Origin of the sequence: Accumulibacter sp. (genome assembly GCF_031732815.1) — a bacterium.
Taxonomy (GTDB): domain Bacteria; phylum Pseudomonadota; class Gammaproteobacteria; order Burkholderiales; family Rhodocyclaceae; genus Accumulibacter.
Genome location: NZ_JAVMKF010000133.1, coordinates 1 through 18,310 on the forward strand (window position 1 = coordinate 1; position 18,310 = coordinate 18,310).

General features: G+C 62.5%; 18 protein-coding genes. 10 read left to right on the top strand and 8 right to left on the bottom strand.

The features are described from left to right. A partial coding sequence (locus tag RKP46_RS09350) for a COX15/CtaA family protein (protein ID WP_311106394.1) occupies nucleotides 1–929 on the top strand: 929 nt, incomplete at its 5' end. Between the two features lie 64 nt (nucleotides 930–993). Here RKP46_RS09350 and RKP46_RS09355 read toward each other — a convergent pair. The 4 genes from RKP46_RS09355 to RKP46_RS09370 all read right to left on the bottom strand — a co-directional run bounded on the left by RKP46_RS09355 (nucleotide 994) and on the right by RKP46_RS09370 (nucleotide 3,637). Then, nucleotides 994–1,497, bottom strand: a complete 504-nt coding sequence (locus RKP46_RS09355; RefSeq protein ID WP_409194123.1) for a copper chaperone PCu(A)C — start codon at nucleotides 1,495–1,497, stop codon at nucleotides 994–996. Between the two features lie 57 nt (nucleotides 1,498–1,554). Next, nucleotides 1,555–1,977, bottom strand: a complete 423-nt coding sequence (locus RKP46_RS09360) for a DUF1318 domain-containing protein (RefSeq protein WP_311106396.1) — start codon at nucleotides 1,975–1,977, stop codon at nucleotides 1,555–1,557. Nucleotides 1,978–2,004: 27 nt separating this feature from the next. Further along, complete coding sequence (locus RKP46_RS09365; protein ID WP_311106397.1) at nucleotides 2,005–2,589, bottom strand: SCO family protein; 585 nt, start codon at nucleotides 2,587–2,589, stop codon at nucleotides 2,005–2,007. Nucleotides 2,590–2,650: 61 nt separating this feature from the next. Beyond that, on the bottom strand, nucleotides 2,651–3,637 hold the full coding sequence (locus RKP46_RS09370) for a DMT family transporter (RefSeq protein WP_311106398.1): 987 nt from the start codon (nucleotides 3,635–3,637) through the stop codon (nucleotides 2,651–2,653). 264 nt (nucleotides 3,638–3,901) lie between these two features. On the opposite strand from RKP46_RS09370, the gene RKP46_RS09375 reads away from it, so the two are divergent. After that, on the top strand, nucleotides 3,902–5,530 hold the full coding sequence (locus RKP46_RS09375) for a PAS domain-containing methyl-accepting chemotaxis protein (RefSeq protein WP_311106399.1): 1,629 nt from the start codon (nucleotides 3,902–3,904) through the stop codon (nucleotides 5,528–5,530). 62 nt (nucleotides 5,531–5,592) lie between these two features. On the opposite strand, the gene RKP46_RS09380 is transcribed toward RKP46_RS09375, so the two are convergent. From RKP46_RS09380 to RKP46_RS09390, 3 genes are all read right to left on the bottom strand, one after another. Further along, nucleotides 5,593–5,868, bottom strand: a complete 276-nt coding sequence (locus tag RKP46_RS09380) for a hypothetical protein (protein ID WP_311106400.1) — start codon at nucleotides 5,866–5,868, stop codon at nucleotides 5,593–5,595. Nucleotides 5,869–6,910: 1,042 nt separating this feature from the next. Then, entirely contained in the window at nucleotides 6,911–8,533 is a 1,623-nt protein-coding gene (locus RKP46_RS09385; RefSeq protein WP_311106401.1) for a methyl-accepting chemotaxis protein, read from the bottom strand. Nucleotides 8,534–8,566: 33 nt separating this feature from the next. Next, entirely contained in the window at nucleotides 8,567–9,331 is a 765-nt protein-coding gene (locus tag RKP46_RS09390) for a substrate-binding domain-containing protein (RefSeq protein ID WP_311106402.1), read from the bottom strand. A gap of 259 nt (nucleotides 9,332–9,590) precedes the next feature. On the opposite strand from RKP46_RS09390, the gene RKP46_RS09395 reads away from it, so the two are divergent. The 6 genes from RKP46_RS09395 (at nucleotide 9,591) to RKP46_RS09420 (ending at nucleotide 15,932) form a co-directional block, all read left to right on the top strand. After that, entirely contained in the window at nucleotides 9,591–10,433 is an 843-nt protein-coding gene (locus RKP46_RS09395; RefSeq protein ID WP_311106403.1) for a MoxR family ATPase, read from the top strand. A gap of 88 nt (nucleotides 10,434–10,521) precedes the next feature. Beyond that, entirely contained in the window at nucleotides 10,522–11,694 is a 1,173-nt protein-coding gene (locus RKP46_RS09400) for a VWA domain-containing protein (RefSeq protein WP_311106404.1), read from the top strand. A 24-nt stretch (nucleotides 11,695–11,718) separates the two neighbouring features. Further along, nucleotides 11,719–12,546, top strand: a complete 828-nt coding sequence (locus tag RKP46_RS09405) for a crotonase/enoyl-CoA hydratase family protein (protein ID WP_311106405.1) — start codon at nucleotides 11,719–11,721, stop codon at nucleotides 12,544–12,546. Between the two features lie 521 nt (nucleotides 12,547–13,067). Continuing rightward, entirely contained in the window at nucleotides 13,068–13,370 is a 303-nt protein-coding gene (locus tag RKP46_RS09410) for a hypothetical protein (protein WP_311106406.1), read from the top strand. 466 nt (nucleotides 13,371–13,836) lie between these two features. Then, a complete protein-coding gene (locus RKP46_RS09415; protein WP_311106407.1) occupies nucleotides 13,837–14,220 on the top strand; it encodes a DUF6394 family protein in 384 nt (127 codons plus the stop codon). 11 nt (nucleotides 14,221–14,231) lie between these two features. Beyond that, complete coding sequence (locus RKP46_RS09420; protein ID WP_311106408.1) at nucleotides 14,232–15,932, top strand: NAD-binding protein; 1,701 nt, start codon at nucleotides 14,232–14,234, stop codon at nucleotides 15,930–15,932. A gap of 28 nt (nucleotides 15,933–15,960) precedes the next feature. Here RKP46_RS09420 and RKP46_RS09425 read toward each other — a convergent pair whose 3' ends face one another. Beyond that, entirely contained in the window at nucleotides 15,961–16,230 is a 270-nt protein-coding gene (locus RKP46_RS09425; protein WP_311106409.1) for a hypothetical protein, read from the bottom strand. 142 nt (nucleotides 16,231–16,372) lie between these two features. Here RKP46_RS09425 and RKP46_RS09430 point away from each other — a divergent pair, with 142 nt between their 5' ends. Beyond that, nucleotides 16,373–16,933 (top strand): hypothetical protein, encoded by a 561-nt coding sequence (locus tag RKP46_RS09430; protein ID WP_311106410.1) that lies wholly within the window; start codon nucleotides 16,373–16,375, stop codon nucleotides 16,931–16,933. A gap of 118 nt (nucleotides 16,934–17,051) precedes the next feature. Next, complete coding sequence (locus RKP46_RS09435; protein ID WP_311106411.1) at nucleotides 17,052–18,302, top strand: NnrS family protein; 1,251 nt, start codon at nucleotides 17,052–17,054, stop codon at nucleotides 18,300–18,302. The last annotated feature ends 8 nt before the right edge of the window (nucleotides 18,303–18,310 follow it).

Below are 18,310 nucleotides of genomic sequence, written 5' to 3' on the forward strand. Positions count from 1 at the left end.
AGTGGCAGCCGATCGTCGGGGTGATTCCGCCGCTCGATCAGGCGCAGTGGGAGGAAACCTTCGCCAAGTACAAGAAAACCCCCGAATTTGAAAAGGTTAATCACCAGATGACGCTGGACGAATTCAAGGGCATCTTCTATTGGGAATACTGGCACCGGGTTCTCGGTCGACTGATCGGCCTGGTCTTCCTCGTCCCGTTTCTCTTCTTCTGGTTGCGGCGCAGGATCGAACCCGGCCTGGTTCCCAAGCTGCTCGGAATCTTTGTTCTCGGCGGCCTGCAGGGCGCGATGGGCTGGTACATGGTACAAAGCGGTCTGGTGGACGACCCACGCGTCAGCCATTACCGGCTGACCGCGCACTTATCGCTTGCCTTCCTGCTCTTCTTCGCGATGTTCTGGCTGGCGCTCGACCTGTTGGCCCCGCGCGCCGATCAGGCGCCCAACACAAGACTGCGGGGAGTGCAGCGCTTCGGTTTCTGGCTGGCGATCCTGGTTGCCTTGATGGTCGTCACCGGTGGCTTCGTGGCCGGAATCCGCGCCGGCAAGGCGTATAACACCTTTCCGCTCATGCAGGGGCATTTCATGCCTCCCGAAAGCTTTCTGCTCGAACCCTGGTATCTAAATTTTTTCAACAACATGGCACTGGTCCAGTTCAACCATCGGCTGGGCGCCTGGCTGCTGGCGTTTCTCGTGCCGTGGTTCTGCTGGAAAGTCAGGTCAGCTTCGGTTTCACCGGCGGCCGACTTGGCCGCCCTGCTTCTTTTGCTCGCCGTTGGCAGCCAGATCGCGCTCGGCATCGCAACGCTGCTGCTCGGTGTTCCGGTCGCCCTTGGCGCTGCGCATCAGGGCTGGGCAATGGTTGTCTTCGCCCTGTTGCTCTGGGTGAATCATGAACTCCGGGTCGACCGGGTGGCCGGCCGGCTCGCCTGAGCGGTGTTGGTGTTCGCCATGGGCGTGCTGCCCGGCTGATCTGCGCGCCCGCCGCCGGCGCAGCTCAATGCGATTTGTGCCCGCCCGTCGTGCCCGCCGTCAGATCACGTACTTCTGCCTTGATTTCAAGCTTTTCGGAGGTGTTGTCCGGGCGCTCGAGGTGGAGTGTCAGGGGAACCGTATCACCCTTGCGCAAGGGCTGAACGAGTTTGATCAACATGATGTGGTAGCCGCCCGGGCCGAGTTCAAGCGTCTTGCCCGCAGCCAGAGGGAGACGCGCAATGGCGCGCATCTTCATCACGCTGCCCTCCATCTTCATCTCGTGAATCTCGGTCACTGCCGCGGCGGGACTGCTGGCGCCGACGATCGCTGCAGCCGTGGGGCTGGTGATGCGCATGAACGCCCCGGTCGCCTGCTGACCGGGCACCGTGCCGCGCACCCAGGCGTCCTTGACTTCCACGTCTACCGCTTGTGCGGCGCTCGCTGCGAAGCCGATCAGGATCGCTATGGCCAGGCCAATCGAGTTTGTTTTCAAGCTCTTCTCCTTCAGTGTCGACGAAACGCGCATGATAGACGCAAACTTCGCGAGGCCCCTGCGACACACCGTCGCAGGAGGGTCGCGCGCTCACGGTTTGCGCAGCCAGTTTCCCCGCGCGTCCTCGATCCACCATCCCGAGTGGAACTGTTCGTGCCAACGCCTGACCTGTGCTCGGCGCGCGGCCGGTTCGGCGCTTTGGCCGCCGTGCGCTTCGGCGAGGGCGTAGATCAGCGAGTTTCGATCGGGGTTTTCGTTGTCGATCAGTTTCTCGGCAATTTGTCTTTGCGCCAGGTTCAGGCGGCTGGCGTCGCGCAGCTTGATCATGCCATCGTGGCCGAGTCCGATGACGCCAGCTTCGTAGAAGCGGACGAGTCTCGACGTGCGCTGCGCAAGGCTGTGTTTGACGACGATTACCGGCGGCGTGCCGATGTCGAGATTGATTGTTTCACCACTGGCTGTGGCAAGTAGCGGCAGGCAGAAGAGGGCGAGCAGGACAAGGCGGCAGGGCATGGCGGATGATGACTCCAGGGTGAGCGCTTAACGGCCTGCGAGCAGCCGCCTGAGGTCGGCAGCGACGTTGTCGATCGCTTCACCGTGGCGGATCAGCAGGCGCAGGCGGCCCTGACGGTCGAAGGCGTAGCTGCCGGTCGAGTGGTCTATGCTGTAGCTGCCAGGCAGGGTGCCCGGATGCTTGACGTAGAACACCTTGAAGTCTCTGGCCGTCGCCGCCGTTCTGGCCTCGTCACCGTACAGGCCGATGAAGCCGGGATGAAACGCCCTGACGTATTCGGCGAGGACGGGCGGCGTATCGCGCAGCGGATCGAGTGTGACAAAGACCACCTGTACGTCGCCGGCGCTCTCGCCAAGTTGCTGCAGGACATCGCGCATGGATGCCAGTGTCGTCGGGCAAACATCCGGACACTGCGTATAGCCGAAAAAGAGAAGGACGACCTTGCCTTTGAAATCGCCCAGACGGCGTGCCTTGCCCTGATGGTCGGTGAGCGCAAAGTCCTTGCCCCAATCGGCGCCGGTGATATCGGTTGACTTGAACGCGGGGGCCTCATGACAGCCGGAAAGCAAGAGGCTGAGGCAGAAGATCAACAGGGTGTGCAGTTTGATCATGGTGTTCGTATTGGACTTCGAGGCATTTTCGCGTCCTCCCGGAGAATTGCCTTGATCTGCGCTAATCCTTGGCCGCCGCAGCGGGCTGCGCGGCAACCGGGCCGCCTGGACGCGCCGTGCTCGACGACGGAGAGCGTGTGCTGACCGCTGCTCGCCGGGTTCTTCCGGCTGAGACGAGCGCCAGGGCTTCGTTGGCCAGCAGGGCGCCAAGAACGAGTGCGCCGCCGATCAGCGTACTCGTCGAGGGCTGCTCGCCGGCGCCGATCCACGCCCAGCTGACGCCGAAAACGACTTCGAGCAGATTGAGCAGCGAAATCTCGGCCGCCGCCAGAACGCTCGACAGACGCACGACCAGAAGGCACGGAATGGCGAGCTGGAAGACGCCGAGAACCGCCAGCAAGGCGAGATCGCGGGGCGATGCGGCAGACGGCAAGGCGAGCGGCAAGGTAACCGCGGATGAGAGGACGGCGCCAATCAGAACCGCTGGCAGCATGTCGTGTGGCGGGCTGTGTTCTGTTCTCGGCGCGCGCTGGGCAACGAACTGCAGCATCGTGAAGTTGAGCGCAGCCGCCATCGGCACGGCGAGTGCGACAAGGGTTCCGGTCCAGGACATTGCACTGCGCGCCTCTTGTCCGAACATCCAGCCTATGCCCAGGCCGCCGACGGCAATCGCCAGCCAGGTCCGGCGTGCCAGCTGGTGGCCAAGAAAGCTGCGCGCGAAGAGCGCGGTGAGCAGCGGGCCGACGGCCATGGTCACCAGGACGTTTGCTACGGTGGTCAGCGTGAGGGCGAGCATGAACGCGGTGAACATGATTCCCCAGCACAGCCCGGAGAACCAGACGGGCCAGGGCGAACGCACGATGCCGCGCCAGAGGCCTGGGCCGCGCAGGAAACGCAAACCGACCGCCAAGGCAGCGGCGTTGAAGGCGCTGCGCCAGAAGGTCACCTCGAAACTGCCGGCACCGTCCAGGTGGCGGGTGACGACGCCGGCGATGCTCCAGAGAAAGGTGACCAGCACCATCAGCGCGACGGCACGGCTATGAGTCATTCGGCGAAGTTCCGTTGCGCAAGCGCCCGGCGTCCAGGGAAAGGCGATATTGTGCGCCGGATCGGGGAGGAATTGAAAGCGGCAGTCAAGCGCCAAGGCTGGCCGGTCGATCTGGCCGCCGCCTCTGGAGAACGCTTCGGCAGCCCCCTGCAGCGCGTCGACCGGGCACGATTTAATGTCAAATGGACGGTTTTTGTGTCGCGCCAGCCGACGTATTTGGCTATCATTCTTTCTGTCCATTCCTGTGTTTCGCGGAACAAATCCATGCGCAAGAACCTACCCGTTACCGACCTCGAGACGATTCTTCCCGACAACGAGTTCATCTATTCGCGTACCGACATCAAAGGCGTAATCGTCGAGGCCAACGAGGCTTTTGCCAGCGTAAGCGGTTTTCGTCCCGAAGAGATGATCGGCCAGCCGCACAACATCGTGCGCCATCCCGACATGCCGGAGGAGGCTTTCGCCGACCTCTGGCGCGACCTGAAGGCGGGTGGTCCGTGGCGCGGAATCGTCAAGAACCGGCGTAAGGATGGTGGCTACTATTGGGTGGTGGCAAACGTCTCTCCGGTGCGCGAGCACGGCCAGGTGGTTGGCTATCAATCGGTCCGCAGCCGCCCGAGCCGCGAGGAAATTGCTTCGGCTGATGCAGCGTATCGGCAAATGCGTGCGGGCGGGAGCTCGCTGGGGATCGAACATGGCCGCGTCATTACGCGGCGCGCGCGTTCGCTTGCCGGTCTGTTTTCGCTGCGCGTACAACTGACAGGCATCGCGTTGGCTGAACTCGGCGCGACGGCGCTCTACTTTGTCGCCAGCCAGGGAGGGGAGCGGATGCTCCTGGCCGATGTCCTGGCTGCACTCCTGGCGCTGTACGGGCTGTTTTTTCTGTTGCACTACGCGCCTCGCCTGCATGGCAATCTGGCTGAGTTCGCCGCCTGGCTTGAGCGTATCCTGACGACTGGCAACCTGAAGCAGCGCTGCGCATCGACTCGTATGGACCAGCTTGGAAGGGTCATTCACCAGACTGACAAGTTCGTCTGTTCGGTGCAGGCGACGGTGCAGGGAATGGCGGACCTGGCGGCGCACGTGCGGGCGGCGACGCGCGAGGTGAGTCAAAGCGTCGACCAGGTACACGGGGCAGCGCGCAAGCAGAGCGAAGCGACGACGGCGGCCGCAGCGGCTGTCGAAGAGGTCACCGCATCGATCGGCGAAGTCGCGGAACATGCACGTTCGACGCGCGATGTGGCGCATCAGACGAGCGAGGTGTCGCACGAGGGAGCCGCTCGCTCGGAAGAGGCCTGCCAGGCAATCACCTCCCTTTCGGAAACCGTCAAGGTATCGGCTGGACAGGTCGAGACGCTCGGTCAACGTTCCGCCCAGATCAGCCAGATTGCCGCGGTGATCAAGGAGATCGCCGACCAGACGAATCTGCTCGCCTTGAACGCGGCGATCGAAGCCGCCCGCGCTGGCGAACAGGGTCGTGGTTTCGCGGTTGTCGCGGACGAGGTGCGCAAGCTGGCCGAGCGTACCGGCAAGGCGACGCAGGAAATCAGCAGCATGATCACAATCATCCAGAACGAGACGCAGCTTGCCGTCGACAGCATGCGCGCAGGCGCCGCGCAGGTTGGCGATGGGGTGAATCTGGTGCACTCGGCGCAGGCGATCCTGCAGCGCATTCAGGACGAAATGGTGGACACCATGCGCCGCGTTGACGAGATATCGCATGCCTCGTCCGAGCAGCAGTCGGCGATGAATCAGTTGGCCCGGAACGTCGAACAGGTCGCGATGATGACCGAGCAGAATGTCTCGGTCGTCGCGCAAAGCGGTCTGCTGGTGGAGAAACTCAGTGCGATCGTCGAGCGGATGGAAAAGGCGGTGAATCAGTTCGCGGTTTGAACAGGCCGTGCCGGCGTCGCAGGCGGCTACCGGTGGGCGCTCGCGCGCCGGCCACCACGATCTCAGCCAAAGGGGACGATCAGCTTATCCCAGCCGGAGCCATGCGCGCTGCTCTTGTCGTTCTCATGGCTGAGTGCCGCGGCAATGCGTTGTTCCAAGTCAGACAAGGATTCCCCCAGGCTCTTGAACTTCCTGCGATCAGGCCCATTACGTCGCTCGCTGCCGCGGCGCCGATCGCTGTCCTGGCGCCGATCAGCGCCCGTACGACGGTCGCCCAAGTCAGGTGACGGCGCTTTGGCAACTTGGCTCAGCTCCTCAAGGTCGTGCTTGTTCGTCATCGGTATCTCCTGGCCTGTTGTTCACCCACAGGCAGTCTGTTGCGTCCCGGCAGTAGAGAAGCAGTCGATCACTCAATCAGGCGGGCGGCGTTGGCCCTCAGCGCCACGCAGCGGGCGAGGACGTTGAAAAAGACTTAGCTTCCTCGGCCAAGCCTGCGATAAAGCGCACGGCCGGCTTCCCTGCGGCGGGCAGCGGCGAATGCACGTTGTCGGGCGACGGCGGTGCACTCGGGCGGCCAGTTGGCGCAGCGGCCGACAAATGAATCCGGTCAGCCGACGAGCCCACCAGCGCAAGAATGATTCGAGACGGTTGACCAAGCGCAGCGCCCATCGGACAGCCACCATTATAGAGGCCCTTCTCAGCAAACACCGGAGTTGACCATGGGCAGGCGCCGACAACGCCGGCCGATCGATGGCGTCGGCAGGCAGCAACGCGCGCGCGTCCTCCTCGGCACACCCTGTGAGCACAACTCGGTAAGTCTAGAAACATGATCAATCTGGCCTTGCTTCAGTCGCTGTGGACGAGCCGGCTCCGGTTTGGCGGCAGTCGCCCGACGCTTGCTGTCGATCCTCTCTCCGCCAGCAGGCATCGGATATCATAGGAAGTGCGCTGCAGGTGCCTAAGAACTGTGAACGCGCTTTTACAAGTTGACGGTGGGCGAATCGCGTCTGCCTGGGCGCAGGTTGGCGCCGATCGAATGACAAAAAAATCCCGGCGGGTTGATCAGACCACTGCCGGGACAAGGGGAGGATTCACTAACCAGGGACTACACTCTGCGCGACCGTGGTCAGCGACAGACGGGCGGCTGTCGCTGCCGATCGGCGCTGAACGCGATTTCTACGACTCATTCCTCAGGAACCGCGCCGGAAATCATCGCCTTCACTTCCTGAATCGGCCGCTGCGAGAAGAACTTTAGGGCAGCGGGCGAGATTTTTTCTTCCCCAAGGGGCGCGCGCCGGCTGTTGGCGCAACCCCGAGCTGATCGAAATCGTCTGGACTGCACCGGTGGGCACGCCGGGGAGGGCGACGACAGGCGTGGCCTCAGATCCTGAACTGCCCTGCCGCGGTACGCATCGCGTTGGCGAGTTCCTCGAGCGATCTGGCTGATCTTGCCGTCTGTTCCGCCGCCCGACTATTCTCTTCGCAGGTATTGACCATCGTCTCGATGTGTGACCCGATGCCCTGGCTGGCTTCCGTCTGGCGCGCCAGGGCAGACGAAATCTCGGTCACGACGGCGATCACGCGTTCGGCCCCGCCCTTGATCTCGTTGATCGCATTGCCCGCCTGCTGAGCCAGATCGACACTCGTGTCGACGCTGAGGACGGTCTCGTTCATCGCGCCGACGGCAAGACGGGCGCTGCCCTGGATGGTGCCGATCATCTGCGTGATCTCCTCGGTGGCTTTGGTGGTCCGCTCAGCCAGTTTACGCACCTCGTCGGCGACCACGGCAAAACCGCGGCCTTGTTCACCTGCCCGCGCGGCCTCAATCGCAGCGTTGAGCGCGAGCAGATTGGTCTGCTCGGCAACTTCCCGGATCACCTGAACGACGTTCGAGATGCGGTCCGAATGCATCCCCAACTGGGTGATGGTGTCGGCGGCGCTACGCACGGTCTGCGCCATCTTCTTCATCGTCACGGCGGCATCATTGATGATCTGCCCGCCCTGACTCGAGATCTGACCGGACTGACGCGAAATTTCATTCGCTTCGCCTCCTTCCTCCGACATTCGGCTGATATTTGAGGTCACCTCTTCGACGGCCACGGCGATCGCTCCGGCGGCCTCGGCCTGTCTGGCGGATATTCCGGCAAACTGCTGCGAAGACAAGGTCAGCGTGTGTGACGCATTGGAGAGTTCGCCGACGTTGTCGAGGATCACGTGCAGGGCGCCCTGCATCGTCTGCATCAAGGCATTGAACGAGCTGGCGGTTGAACCGACCTCGTCGTTTCCGTCGACCGGCACGCGTCGTGTGAAGTCGGACTGCTGCTCGATGTCGCCGATGACTGTCTGCATCTGGCGCAGTGGCCGGGTGATCGAGCGGATGATGAACCAGGCGGCGATCGTGCTCAGTACCAGCCCGGCAGACAGCAGGCTGATGACGACAATCGTCGTCCTGCGGCCGGCCTCTGCGTGCTTGTCGAACTCGCTGCTCGCTTGCGCCTGTTCGAGCTTCATCAGCTTGGACAAGGACTGTCGCGTCGCGGAAAAGGAGCGCGCGGAGTCGCCCTTGAGCATCGTCATCGCGGCCTCGTAGTCGCCTTTTCGAGCCATGTCGATTGTCGCTTTGCTGTCAGCCAAGTACTTGCTCCGGGCGCTGACGAATTCGTCGGAGAGCGCCTTTTCTTCGTTCCCAGCCGCCGCGAGCACTAGTTTCCAGGCCTTTTCCACCTGTTCGATAGCCCTCTCCGCTTCCTTGAAGGGTCCTTCGGCCGCGCTGGAACTTTCGGCGTTCATGCCGATGACCAACTGGTTGTGCTGCTGATAGAGGCCGTCGAGCACCTCGGCCAGATTGATCAGGGTAAGCGTGTTGCTCTCATAGACCGTCTGCAGCCCCTGGGTCGTTGCGGAAATTCCACGCAGCCCGATGAAACCGGTCAGCCCGGAAATAGCCAAGACGATGGCGACGAGCAGTGCGAGTCGGGAACCGATGTTGATCTTACCAAGCATGGTGGAAGCCTCTGATCGGGTTTGACGGCGAGCCTATTTCTTCCTGTAGAAGTCGACGACCTTCTTCGCCGCGCCAGCCGGCTGACCGATGGTGACCAGACCCATCGGACGAATCATCACCGGCGCCTTGACGACCTTGCTGTCGCCCGCCGACGCCTGCATGAAGACATCGGCGGCGGCGCCAAAGCCGCCCGGGTTGCGCGATACCCAGGTGATCACTTCCTTCGGCGAACGCACTTCGGTAGCGCCCTGCACATATTCGGCGCCATCCATCATCGCCTTCTTGAAGAACTGCCCGGGGGCCAACGACGGTTCGGTGACCACGACCTTGATCGGCAGGTCAGGGCCGCCAACCTCGTTCCAGTTGACGATCTTTCCGGTCGCGATACCTTTGAGCTGCGCCTTGGTCAGGGAAGCGACGGGGTTGCTCTTGTGAACGATGACGACAAGTTCGTCCGAGCCGATTTCTGTGAACACCAGGTTGGCGGGTACCTTGATCTCGCGTCCTTCGGCTTTCGCGGCCTTCTGGGCAGCGCCGACGGAATCGGCCAGCGTGTCGCCAACGGCCGCAACCGATACCTTGCCGTCAATCAGGGCGAGGACGCCACGACCGGTGCCGACTCCGGAAAGCTTGACGTCGACGCCAGTGGCCGCCTTCAACTCGGCGGCTTTGGGTTCGATCACTTCCTTCTGCGGCGTCGTTCCGCCAGCGATCTCCAAAGTTTCCGCCTGGGCGACCGAAACCCAGAAGGACGCAGTGATGAGGGCGAGGGCAGCGATCGATAGAGTAGGGCGCATGACCAATCTCCTGTGGGTAAGGTGTTCAAGGTGAGAGGAACTCAGGTGCATTGATCAATGACGGCAACTCTGGGGTCCGACTTTAGGGCATTGGCCAGCCCCCGGAAAAAGGGGGGGGTCGGTTTGTCCGTCGCTCTGCCCGAAGTGGCCCAGCGACTGTCGCAAGGTTTGCCGGGTGATCTGCGTGCGCTCGTCAAACGCCTTTCGCCAAGCGCGAGTTCTGACGGTAGAATGAAGCACTTGGCGAAGGAGCGAGAGCATGCGTTTCAGTGGAACCGAAACTTACGTGACGACGCGCGATCTGACGCTCGCCGTCAACGCGGCAATCACCTTGCAGCGACCGCTGTTGATCAAGGGTGAACCAGGAACCGGCAAGACGATGCTCGCCGAGGAAGTTGCCGCCGCGCTCGGCCTGCCGCTTTTTCAGTGGCATATCAAGTCGACGACCAAGGCGCAACAGGGACTGTATGAGTATGACGCGGTTTCGCGCCTGCGCGACTCGCAGCTTGGTGAGGCGAAAGTCGCCGACATCGCCAGCTACATTCTCAAAGGTGTGCTGTGGCAGGCGTTCGAGTGCGCAAGCCCGGCAGTCGTGCTGATCGACGAAATCGACAAGGCCGACATCGAGTTTCCCAACGATCTCCTGCGCGAACTCGACCGCATGGAGTTTTTCGTTTACGAGACGCGCCAGAACGTGCGTGCGCGCCACCGCCCGGTCGTTTTCATCACCTCGAACAACGAGAAGGAACTGCCGGACGCCTTCCTGCGCCGCTGCTTCTTCCACTACATCAAGTTTCCGGACAGGGAGACGATGGCGCGCATCGTCGACGTGCATTTTCCCGGCCTGAAGCCAGCGCTGCTGCGTGAGGCTCTGGAAGTGTTTTTCGAGCTGCGCGAGATTCCCGGGCTGAAGAAGAAGCCATCGACCTCCGAACTTCTTGACTGGCTCAAGCTCTTGCTGGCCGAAGACATTCCGCCGGAAGTCCTGCGCAGCAAGGATCAGAAGGTGGCGATTCCACCCCTGCACGGTGCACTGCTGAAGAACGAGCAGGACGTCCATCTGTTCGAGCGCCTGATCTTCATGGCGCGGCACAACCGCTGAACGGGGCGGCCGGACGCGGGCGGGTGGCGGTGCAAACGCGAGGACTTGGCAGGCGATTCTCCTGGGCTGCACGCGGCGGGAGCCGGCAATGCTGATCGACTTTTTCCTGCATCTCAAGAGCAGTCGCCTGCCGGTGTCGATCAACGAGTTTCTGGCGCTGCTGCGGGCGCTGCAGGAACACGTCATCGGACCGAGCATCGACGATTTTTACGTCCTGGCGCGGGCGCTGCTGGTCAAGGACGAGAGCAATTTCGACAAGTTCGATCGCGCTTTCGGGGAGTACTTCAAGGGCGTCGAAGCCCTTCCTGGAATGGATGTCCTGATTCCGGAGGACTGGCTGCGCCAAGCGGCAAAGAAGCATTTGACCGACGCCGAACGGGCGAAGCTCGAAAAACTGGGCTGGGACAAGTTGATGGAGACCTTCCGTCAGCGCCTGGCCGAGCAGCGGGGGCGTCATGCCGGTGGCAGCAAATGGATCGGCACCGGCGGTACGTCTCCCTTCGGTCACGGTGGAACCCATCCGGAGGGAATTCGTGTTGGCGGGCGGAGCGAGAATCGCTCGGCGGTCAAGGTCTGGGAAAAGCGCGAGTACCGCAACCTTGACGATAGCGTCGAACTCGGTACGCGCAATATCAAGATTGCCTTACGCCGCCTGCGGCGCTTTGCGCGCGAAGGTGCGGCCGACGAACTCGACCTGGAAGCGACGATCGCTGGAACTGCACGCAATGCCGGCTGGCTCGACCTCAGATTGCGGCCAGAACGGCATAACGCGGTCAAAGTCCTGCTCCTGCTCGACATCGGTGGCTCGATGGACGACTACGTGCGCGTCTGCGAGGAACTCTTCTCCGCCTGCCGCAGCGAGTTCAAGCACCTCGAGCACTACTACTTCCATAACTGCGTCTACGACTACCTGTGGCGCGACAATCGCCGACGCCACAGCGAACGCACGTCGACGGTCGAGGTAATGCACACTTACGGTAACGACTACAAACTGATTCTGGTCGGCGACGCAGCGATGAGCCCCTACGAACTGGTCCAGCCGAATGGCAGCCTGGAGTTCAACAACGCTGAACCCGGCGCCGTGTGGTTGCGTCGGCTGACCGACGCCTGGCCACACGCGGTCTGGCTTAACCCGGAGCCCGAGCATTCCTGGCTGTACCGGCAATCGACGTCATTGATCCACAACCTGCTCGGTGGGCGAATGTTTCCACTGACGCTTGAAGGACTGGAGCGCGGAATGCGCTTGCTCAGTAAAGCCTGAACGCGATGATGCCGAGGAGAACTGATGCCGTTTGATCCCCCTGAACTGACCACGCTCGCCCTCAGCCTGCATGAGGGTGTGGCTGAGGTCTGCCTCAATCGGCCCGAGCGCTTGAATGCGATGAACGCGGCCATGTGGCAGGAGTTGCGCAGCACATTTGCCTGGGCAGACGCGGCGCCGCAGGTGCGCGTCGCCATCCTGCGCGGTGCCGGAAGGAACTTCTGTAGCGGCATCGACTTGGCGCTGCTGGCCAGCGTCGGCGAACTCGTCGCGCACGAGGACGCGGCACGCGGACGCGAGGCATTGCGCCGACTGATCCTCGACCTGCAGGATTGCCTGTCGGCCATCGAGCGCTGTCGCAAGCCGGTTCTGGCGGCGATTCAGGGTGCCTGCATAGGTGGCGCAATCGACCTCGTGACCTGCTGCGACATGCGTTATGCCGCGGCCGACGCGAGCTTCTCGGTGCGCGAGATCGATGTTGGAATGACCGCCGATGTTGGCACGCTGCAGCGGCTGCCCAGACTCATTCCGGACGGGCTGGCGCGCGAGCTGGTGTACACCGGCCGCTCGGTGAGCGCTCGGGAAGCGCGGCGCAGTGGCCTGGTGAATCGTGTCTACCCAAGCCCGGACGCCTTGCTGTCCGGCGTGCGCGCGATCGCCCTGACGATTGCCAGCAAGTCGCCGCTGGCGATTCGTGGCAGCAAGGAAATGCTGAACTACGGACGCGACCACTCGATTGCTGACGGTCTGAACTACGTGGCGACGTGGAATGCCGCCATGCTGCAGTCAGCCGACGTCGAGGAAGCGATGCGTGCCCAGCGCGAGCAGCGTCCGCCACGGTATCGCGACTGAATCGACTTCGCTTGAATCTCGGCGCGGTGGCAATTCGTGCACCGGCCGTTTCGGCGATCGGTACCGCTGTTACGTTCCGCCCTGTTCAAGACCTTTCGTCCCGAGCCATTCCGGGGTGAGACAAGAGGAAAGTCCCACGCTGCAGCCAGGCGAAATTGTTCCGGCATCAGGGGCGGGCAGGGGGCTTGGCGGGATCGAGGATCGCTGAGCGGGAAGCGCCAAGCTTCCTCGGGCTCGCAGAGGTTCCTTTGGCGATCGTGATGACGGCGCAGCGGTACGAGGTAGTGGCGCTCGCAGGCGGTGGCAAGCCGTAAGTGAAAGTCGCAGAGCGTAACGCCGGCTTCGTCCGTGAGACTGATCAGCACCGGATCGGTCAAGGCATCGACCGCAACGATGCAGCCTGGTCGTCGATCCACCTCGCGAGCGGCCGATTTCATGACTGCGGGCTCCCCTTTTGCGCTCCGGTCAGGTGCTGGTGAGTCCTGTTGCGCGGCGACATCGCTTTCCGCAACGAAAGCGTGATGGCAGAGATGAAAGCGATTGGGCAGCGCTATCTCTTCAAGCTCAAGCAAACGCCCGGCGTCAAGCGACTGATCGAGCGGCTCCGGCGGCGCGGCGAGTGGCAGGGCGTTGGCCACGGCCTTGAAGCGGTCGAAGGCGAGCTCGGGTTGATGGATTGGAACAGCGAACGGCGCGTGGAGGTCCTGCGCAAGCTCCTCAAGTCCGGTCTGGTCGCTCAGGCAAGCCGCCAGAGTCGCCAGCCAGAACTGCAATGGATTGACCCTTCCGAGAAGACCATGGTCCGCGAGTACGCCTCCTTGTGACCAGTGCGGACACCTCGCCTGAGGTCGTGGGCGAGCTCTAGCGGGATCGGGCCGATTGCGCGAGCGGCTTCGACGAACTCAAGAATCGAACGGTTTGCTGCGCGTATACGACGCAAGACCTCGAACACTGCAAGCCCTCGCTGCGAGCGGTAGCACATCTACAACGGGTCGAGCTGGTATGCCCGCCTGGCGCAGCGGAAGGGGCGCCGAGAGGCGATCAGCCGCCGCTCCCTGCTTAAACTCTCCCCTGCGGCCGGGAATCAGATCAAGGCCATGATCACCCGCCTCCGCAAGGGTCTTGACCCCGCCCGGAAAACTGCGTCTCAGTTAGCGAAAGCCAACCGCTGGCCTGTACTCGTCCGCCACATCGTCGACAAAATCATCGCTGCAAAGCTAGAATGCCACGTTACACCACGCTGGCAGCCCGTGGGCTGGCTGCCGCCATCCGCTGACAGAGGAATTCAGGATGAACCTGGAGAAGGTAGTTTTCGGATTCTTTATCGTCCTGGCCGCAACCTTGAACTTCGGCTTCTTCATCGGCGAGATCGACAATCCGATGCACCACCACATCTACGAGCTGTTTGCGGCGATTGTCGTCAACCTCATCGCAACGATCCTCAAGTTCGGCGACCGCACGCAGATCGGCGCCGTTCATCTTTCGACGAGCCTGGTTGCCGACCTGCAGCTCGTTGCCGCAGCCTGTGTCTGGGCGATCGCCGTGCATGTCAGCGGCGACGGGATGAGTGCCGAGGTGACGACCAGCGTCGTGTCACTGAGCGGCGGTGCGCTGTTTGCCAACGTCGTTTCGGTCATCCTCCTGATTGTTGAAACGGTGATGCTGCGCCGCTGAGTGGCGTTGCCGTGAACACCAGCGTCTTCTTTCTCGCGCTACGCCGCATGCGGGCGCCGCTGATCGTCCTGGTCGTGATCTATGCGGTGTCGACCTGCGGCTTGACCCTGATTCCCGGGATCGACGCACAGGGCAAGCCGGCGCCGCCGATGAGCTTCTTTCATGCCTTTTACTTCGTCAGCTATACGGCGAGCACGATCGGCTTTGGCGAGTTGCCCAACGCATTCTCCGAAGCACAGCGCATGTGGGTCACGGTATGCATCTTTCTTTCGGTGATTGGCTGGTCGTACTCGATCATCAGTCTGTTGGCCCTGGTTCAGGACAAGGGATTCCAACAGGTTCTGCTGAATGGTCGTTTCGCCCGCCGCGTGCGCCAGCTCGGCGAACCTTTCTACATCATCTGTGGCTGCGGCGAAACGGGGCTGCTGATTGCGCGCGCGCTCGATCGCGACGGCATTCGTGTGGTGGCAATCGAACAGAACGAGATGCGCATTCAGGAACTCGAGCTGGAGGAATTCGCTGCAGACCTGCTGGTTCTCTGTGCGGACGCGGCTCAGCCGCAACAACTCCTGCTTGCAGGCTTGCAGCATCGTAGTTGTCGCGGCGTGCTGGCGGTTACCGACGACGACTCCGCCAACCTCGCCGTGGCGATTGCCAGCCGACTGATCAATCCACGTCTGACGATCATCGCGCGGGTCGCCAGTCCGGCGGTCGAAGCCAATATGATGTCGTTCGGAACACACTACGTGGTCAATCACTTCGAGAAGTTCGCCGACTATCTGGCACAGGCCATTCACTCGCCGAACTGGTATCGCCTGGTCGACCTGTTGACCGGCCTGCCCGGCCAGGAGATTCCAGAACGGCATGACCCTCCGGTCGGCGAGTGGGTGATCTGCGGCTATGGCCGTTTTGGCCAGGCTGTCGTACGCAATCTCGTGCGCCAGGGGGTCAGCCTGACCGTGATCGATCCGGAGCCGGAAGTCCTGGCCGGCGTTCCTCATGTCGTCGGGCACGGTACCGAGGCCGAACCTTTGCGCCGGGCGGGAATCGATAAAGCCGTGGGGATTGTTGCAGGCGGCAACAACGACACGAACAATCTGTCGATTGCGATGACCGCGAAGGAGATCAATCGCGACCTTTTCGTCGTTCTGCGTCAGAACAGAGTTGCCAACCAGGTGCTTTTCGACGCCTACGATGCCGATTTCACGATGGTTCCGTCGCGCATCATTGCCCGCGAGTGTTTGGCGCTGATCGTCTCGCCACTGCTGCCGCGCTTTCTGCGCCTGATTCGCGCCTGGCCGGAGGGACGAGCCGCAGCGCTGGGCAAGCAGATCGAAGCGCTCTGCGGCAACCGCATGCCACTCGTCTGGAGCGTACGTCTGAATGCTGCCGATTCACCTGCGGTGCACAGGTTCCTGATGATCGAGCAGGGAGAGATGCAACTCGATCTGGTGTGCCGTGACCCGGCCAAGCGCGATGAACTGTTGCCCTTGCTGCCGCTACTGCTGCTGCGCGAGGGCGCCGATCACGAGCTCCCCGGCTGGGAATGCATGTTGCAGCCAGGCGATCAGTTGCTCTTCGCTGGAACGCGTGAGGCGCGTACAGCGCAGAATCTGACGCTCGACAATCGCAATGTGCTCGACTACGTGCTCACCGGGAAGGACGCGGAAGGCTGGGTTTGGCGCTGGCTGTGCCGAATGTCCGCATCCTAGCCGAAGGTTCCATCAGAAAGCATTCATGTCATGTTTTGACAGGGTCGAACGCTTTCGAGCGAAAGACGACCGGCGCGGCGTTCATCTCGTCGATGCCTTGGCGGATGCGCACCTTGAGTTCGCCCAGAGAATTGACTCGGACATGTCGCAGGAAAAGGGCGCGTCGGGAGATACGATTGTCGTCGAAAGTCGATGTCCCTTTGTCGCAACGATCTACCATGGAGGCGCGGATTTGCTTGCCCCCGACGGAAGGTGCGGATGGCATGACGTGCACCTTGCTTTGGAGGGGATCAGCCAATGAGCCAGATCAGCTTGTGTTGACGGTCAGCGAACCACATTACACTAAACACGAAAGGGTAAAAAGGGGATCGCTGATCGGGCTGGAGCGGGTGTTGCGAGTGTAGCTGGCGCAGCAATAGTACGGTCTGTCGGATGAGCGGGTGGAGGATACGATCAGCGACAGCCAGGCGTTGCCAGGATTCGTGCGGATCGATCTGTCGAGAGAGGCGGTGCAGGGTGCGACGACGCTGCTGCAGTTTCGCCATTTGCTGGAAGTGATGGAACTGTCTAAGGCCGTCTGCGCGGCGATCAGCGCACAGTTGACGGCCAAGGGGCTGATGATGCGCGCGGGCGCGTTTGCTGAGGTGACGATTCTGGCTGCACGGGCGTCGGTGAAGGGAACGCGGGATCAGGCACGATGTTTGTCAAGAAGCGGGATCAGACGAATTGCCTCTGCTCGATTTTTCTATTGTTTGCTGCTGCACGTGCTGTCGAGCGGCTGCAAGCGCATTCGGCAGGGCAGCTTGCGGGTTTCGGTCGCCACGAAGACACAACTGGCGGGCGCTCGAAAAGCGGTGTCGGTTCCCGGGCCCGATCCTTCGTCGCTTGTCCGTATCTCGCCATCGGTGTCCTTTGCGTTTCGCGCCCTCATTTCCGATCCTGTCCGCGCGACAACCGGTCTGGCACAGAGGCTTCTCAGCAGCTTCGTCGGCCAGGGTTGACAATTGCTCTGCGCCATGCTTGCTCGATGGCCGTCTTGCGCGCATTTGAGTCAGGAGAACGGTTGCCATTGATCTATATCATGGCCACCGAGGCACTTCGCCGCTACTGTGGCCGCCGATGAAACCGAGCTTTCCCCCTTCCCGCGACGCGGCGTCTCCCGGCGCGGCGGCTTCAGCACCCACCGCGACAACAGCGCCGGCGGTCGGTCTGCCGTTGCTGGCGCTCGGTTTCCGCCCGTTCTATCTGCTTGCCGGCGCATACGCGGCGCTTGCCGTGCCGCTCTGGATTGCTGTGCACGGCGGCGCGCTGCCGATGATCGGGGCACTCGCCGGCAGCGTCTGGCACGCACACGAGATGATCTTCGGCTATGCCTTCGCGGTGATCGCCGGCTTCCTGTTTACCGCCGTGCGCAACTGGACGAATCAACCGACGCCGTCAGGCGGTTCGCTGGCGCTGGTCTGCGCACTCTGGCTGGCGGCGCGCGTCTGCGTGTGGAGCCCATGGGTTGAGCTGGCGGCGGCGTTCGACCTGCTCTTTGCGCTTGCCGTGGCAATCGGCATCGGTCGGCCGATGATCGCCAGCGCCAACCGGCGCAACTACTTCTTCATCGGCCTGGTGGTGCTGCTCGGTCTGGCTGGCGCGGCGCTGCTGATTGGTGCCGGGGGTGACAGCGCACCCGGGCCGGCGGTGAGCACGCTTGGGCTCGATCTCGTCGGGCTGATCATTGCGATCATTGCCGGTCGCGTTGTGCCGATGTTCACCAACAACGCCGTCCTCGGCGCCGGCGCGACGCGTGTCGAGGCGCTCGAACGCAGCGCACTCGGCGTGCTGATTGTCCTGCTCGTCGTCGACGGCTGGGCTGCGTTGCTTCCTTCCTCCGGCGTGCCGGCGCACGTCGCCGGCGTCGTCGCTCTGCTTGGCGCGGGCGTGCACGCGCTGCGCCTGGCGCGCTGGCGTCCAGCGCGTACACGCGCGCTGCCCATCCTGTGGATACTGCACGTCTCCTACGCCTGGCTGGTGATTCATCTTGCCCTGCGCGGAGCGGCGGCGTTTGATCTTTTTCCGGCAAACTTGGCGACGCATGCCCTGACCATCGGCGCGATTGGCGGCATGACGCTCGGCATGATGACGCGCACAGCGCGTGGGCACAGCGGGCGGCCGCTGGTCGCTGGACGTACGGAACTGGCGGCCTATCTCCTTATCCAGCTTGCGGCGCTGGTCCGCGTCTTCCTGCCGCTGGCGCTGCCGGCCGCGTACAGCACCAGCCTGACGCTGTCGGCGCTCCTCTGGAGCTGCGCTTTCGCGCTGTTCACCTGGCGCTTCTGGCCGATTCTCAGCCGACCGCGAGTCGACGGTCGACCAGGCTGAGCTGGCCG

Excerpts from the sequence above, each read along its gene's own strand:
- RKP46_RS09355 (WP_409194123.1), bottom strand. The coding sequence starts at position 1,497 with ATGCGCGTTTCGTCGACACTGAAGGAGAAGAGCTTGAAAACAAACTCG.
- RKP46_RS09360 (WP_311106396.1), bottom strand. The coding sequence starts at position 1,977 with ATGCCCTGCCGCCTTGTCCTGCTCGCCCTCTTCTGCCTGCCGCTACTT.
- RKP46_RS09365 (WP_311106397.1), bottom strand. The coding sequence starts at position 2,589 with ATGATCAAACTGCACACCCTGTTGATCTTCTGCCTCAGCCTCTTGCTT.
- RKP46_RS09370 (WP_311106398.1), bottom strand. The coding sequence starts at position 3,637 with ATGACTCATAGCCGTGCCGTCGCGCTGATGGTGCTGGTCACCTTTCTC.
- RKP46_RS09375 (WP_311106399.1), top strand. The coding sequence starts at position 3,902 with ATGCGCAAGAACCTACCCGTTACCGACCTCGAGACGATTCTTCCCGAC.
- RKP46_RS09380 (WP_311106400.1), bottom strand. The coding sequence starts at position 5,868 with ATGACGAACAAGCACGACCTTGAGGAGCTGAGCCAAGTTGCCAAAGCG.
- RKP46_RS09385 (WP_311106401.1), bottom strand. The coding sequence starts at position 8,533 with ATGCTTGGTAAGATCAACATCGGTTCCCGACTCGCACTGCTCGTCGCC.
- RKP46_RS09390 (WP_311106402.1), bottom strand. The coding sequence starts at position 9,331 with ATGCGCCCTACTCTATCGATCGCTGCCCTCGCCCTCATCACTGCGTCC.
- RKP46_RS09395 (WP_311106403.1), top strand. The coding sequence starts at position 9,591 with ATGCGTTTCAGTGGAACCGAAACTTACGTGACGACGCGCGATCTGACG.
- RKP46_RS09400 (WP_311106404.1), top strand. The coding sequence starts at position 10,522 with ATGCTGATCGACTTTTTCCTGCATCTCAAGAGCAGTCGCCTGCCGGTG.
- RKP46_RS09405 (WP_311106405.1), top strand. The coding sequence starts at position 11,719 with ATGCCGTTTGATCCCCCTGAACTGACCACGCTCGCCCTCAGCCTGCAT.
- RKP46_RS09410 (WP_311106406.1), top strand. The coding sequence starts at position 13,068 with ATGGCAGAGATGAAAGCGATTGGGCAGCGCTATCTCTTCAAGCTCAAG.
- RKP46_RS09415 (WP_311106407.1), top strand. The coding sequence starts at position 13,837 with ATGAACCTGGAGAAGGTAGTTTTCGGATTCTTTATCGTCCTGGCCGCA.
- RKP46_RS09435 (WP_311106411.1), top strand. The coding sequence starts at position 17,052 with ATGAAACCGAGCTTTCCCCCTTCCCGCGACGCGGCGTCTCCCGGCGCG.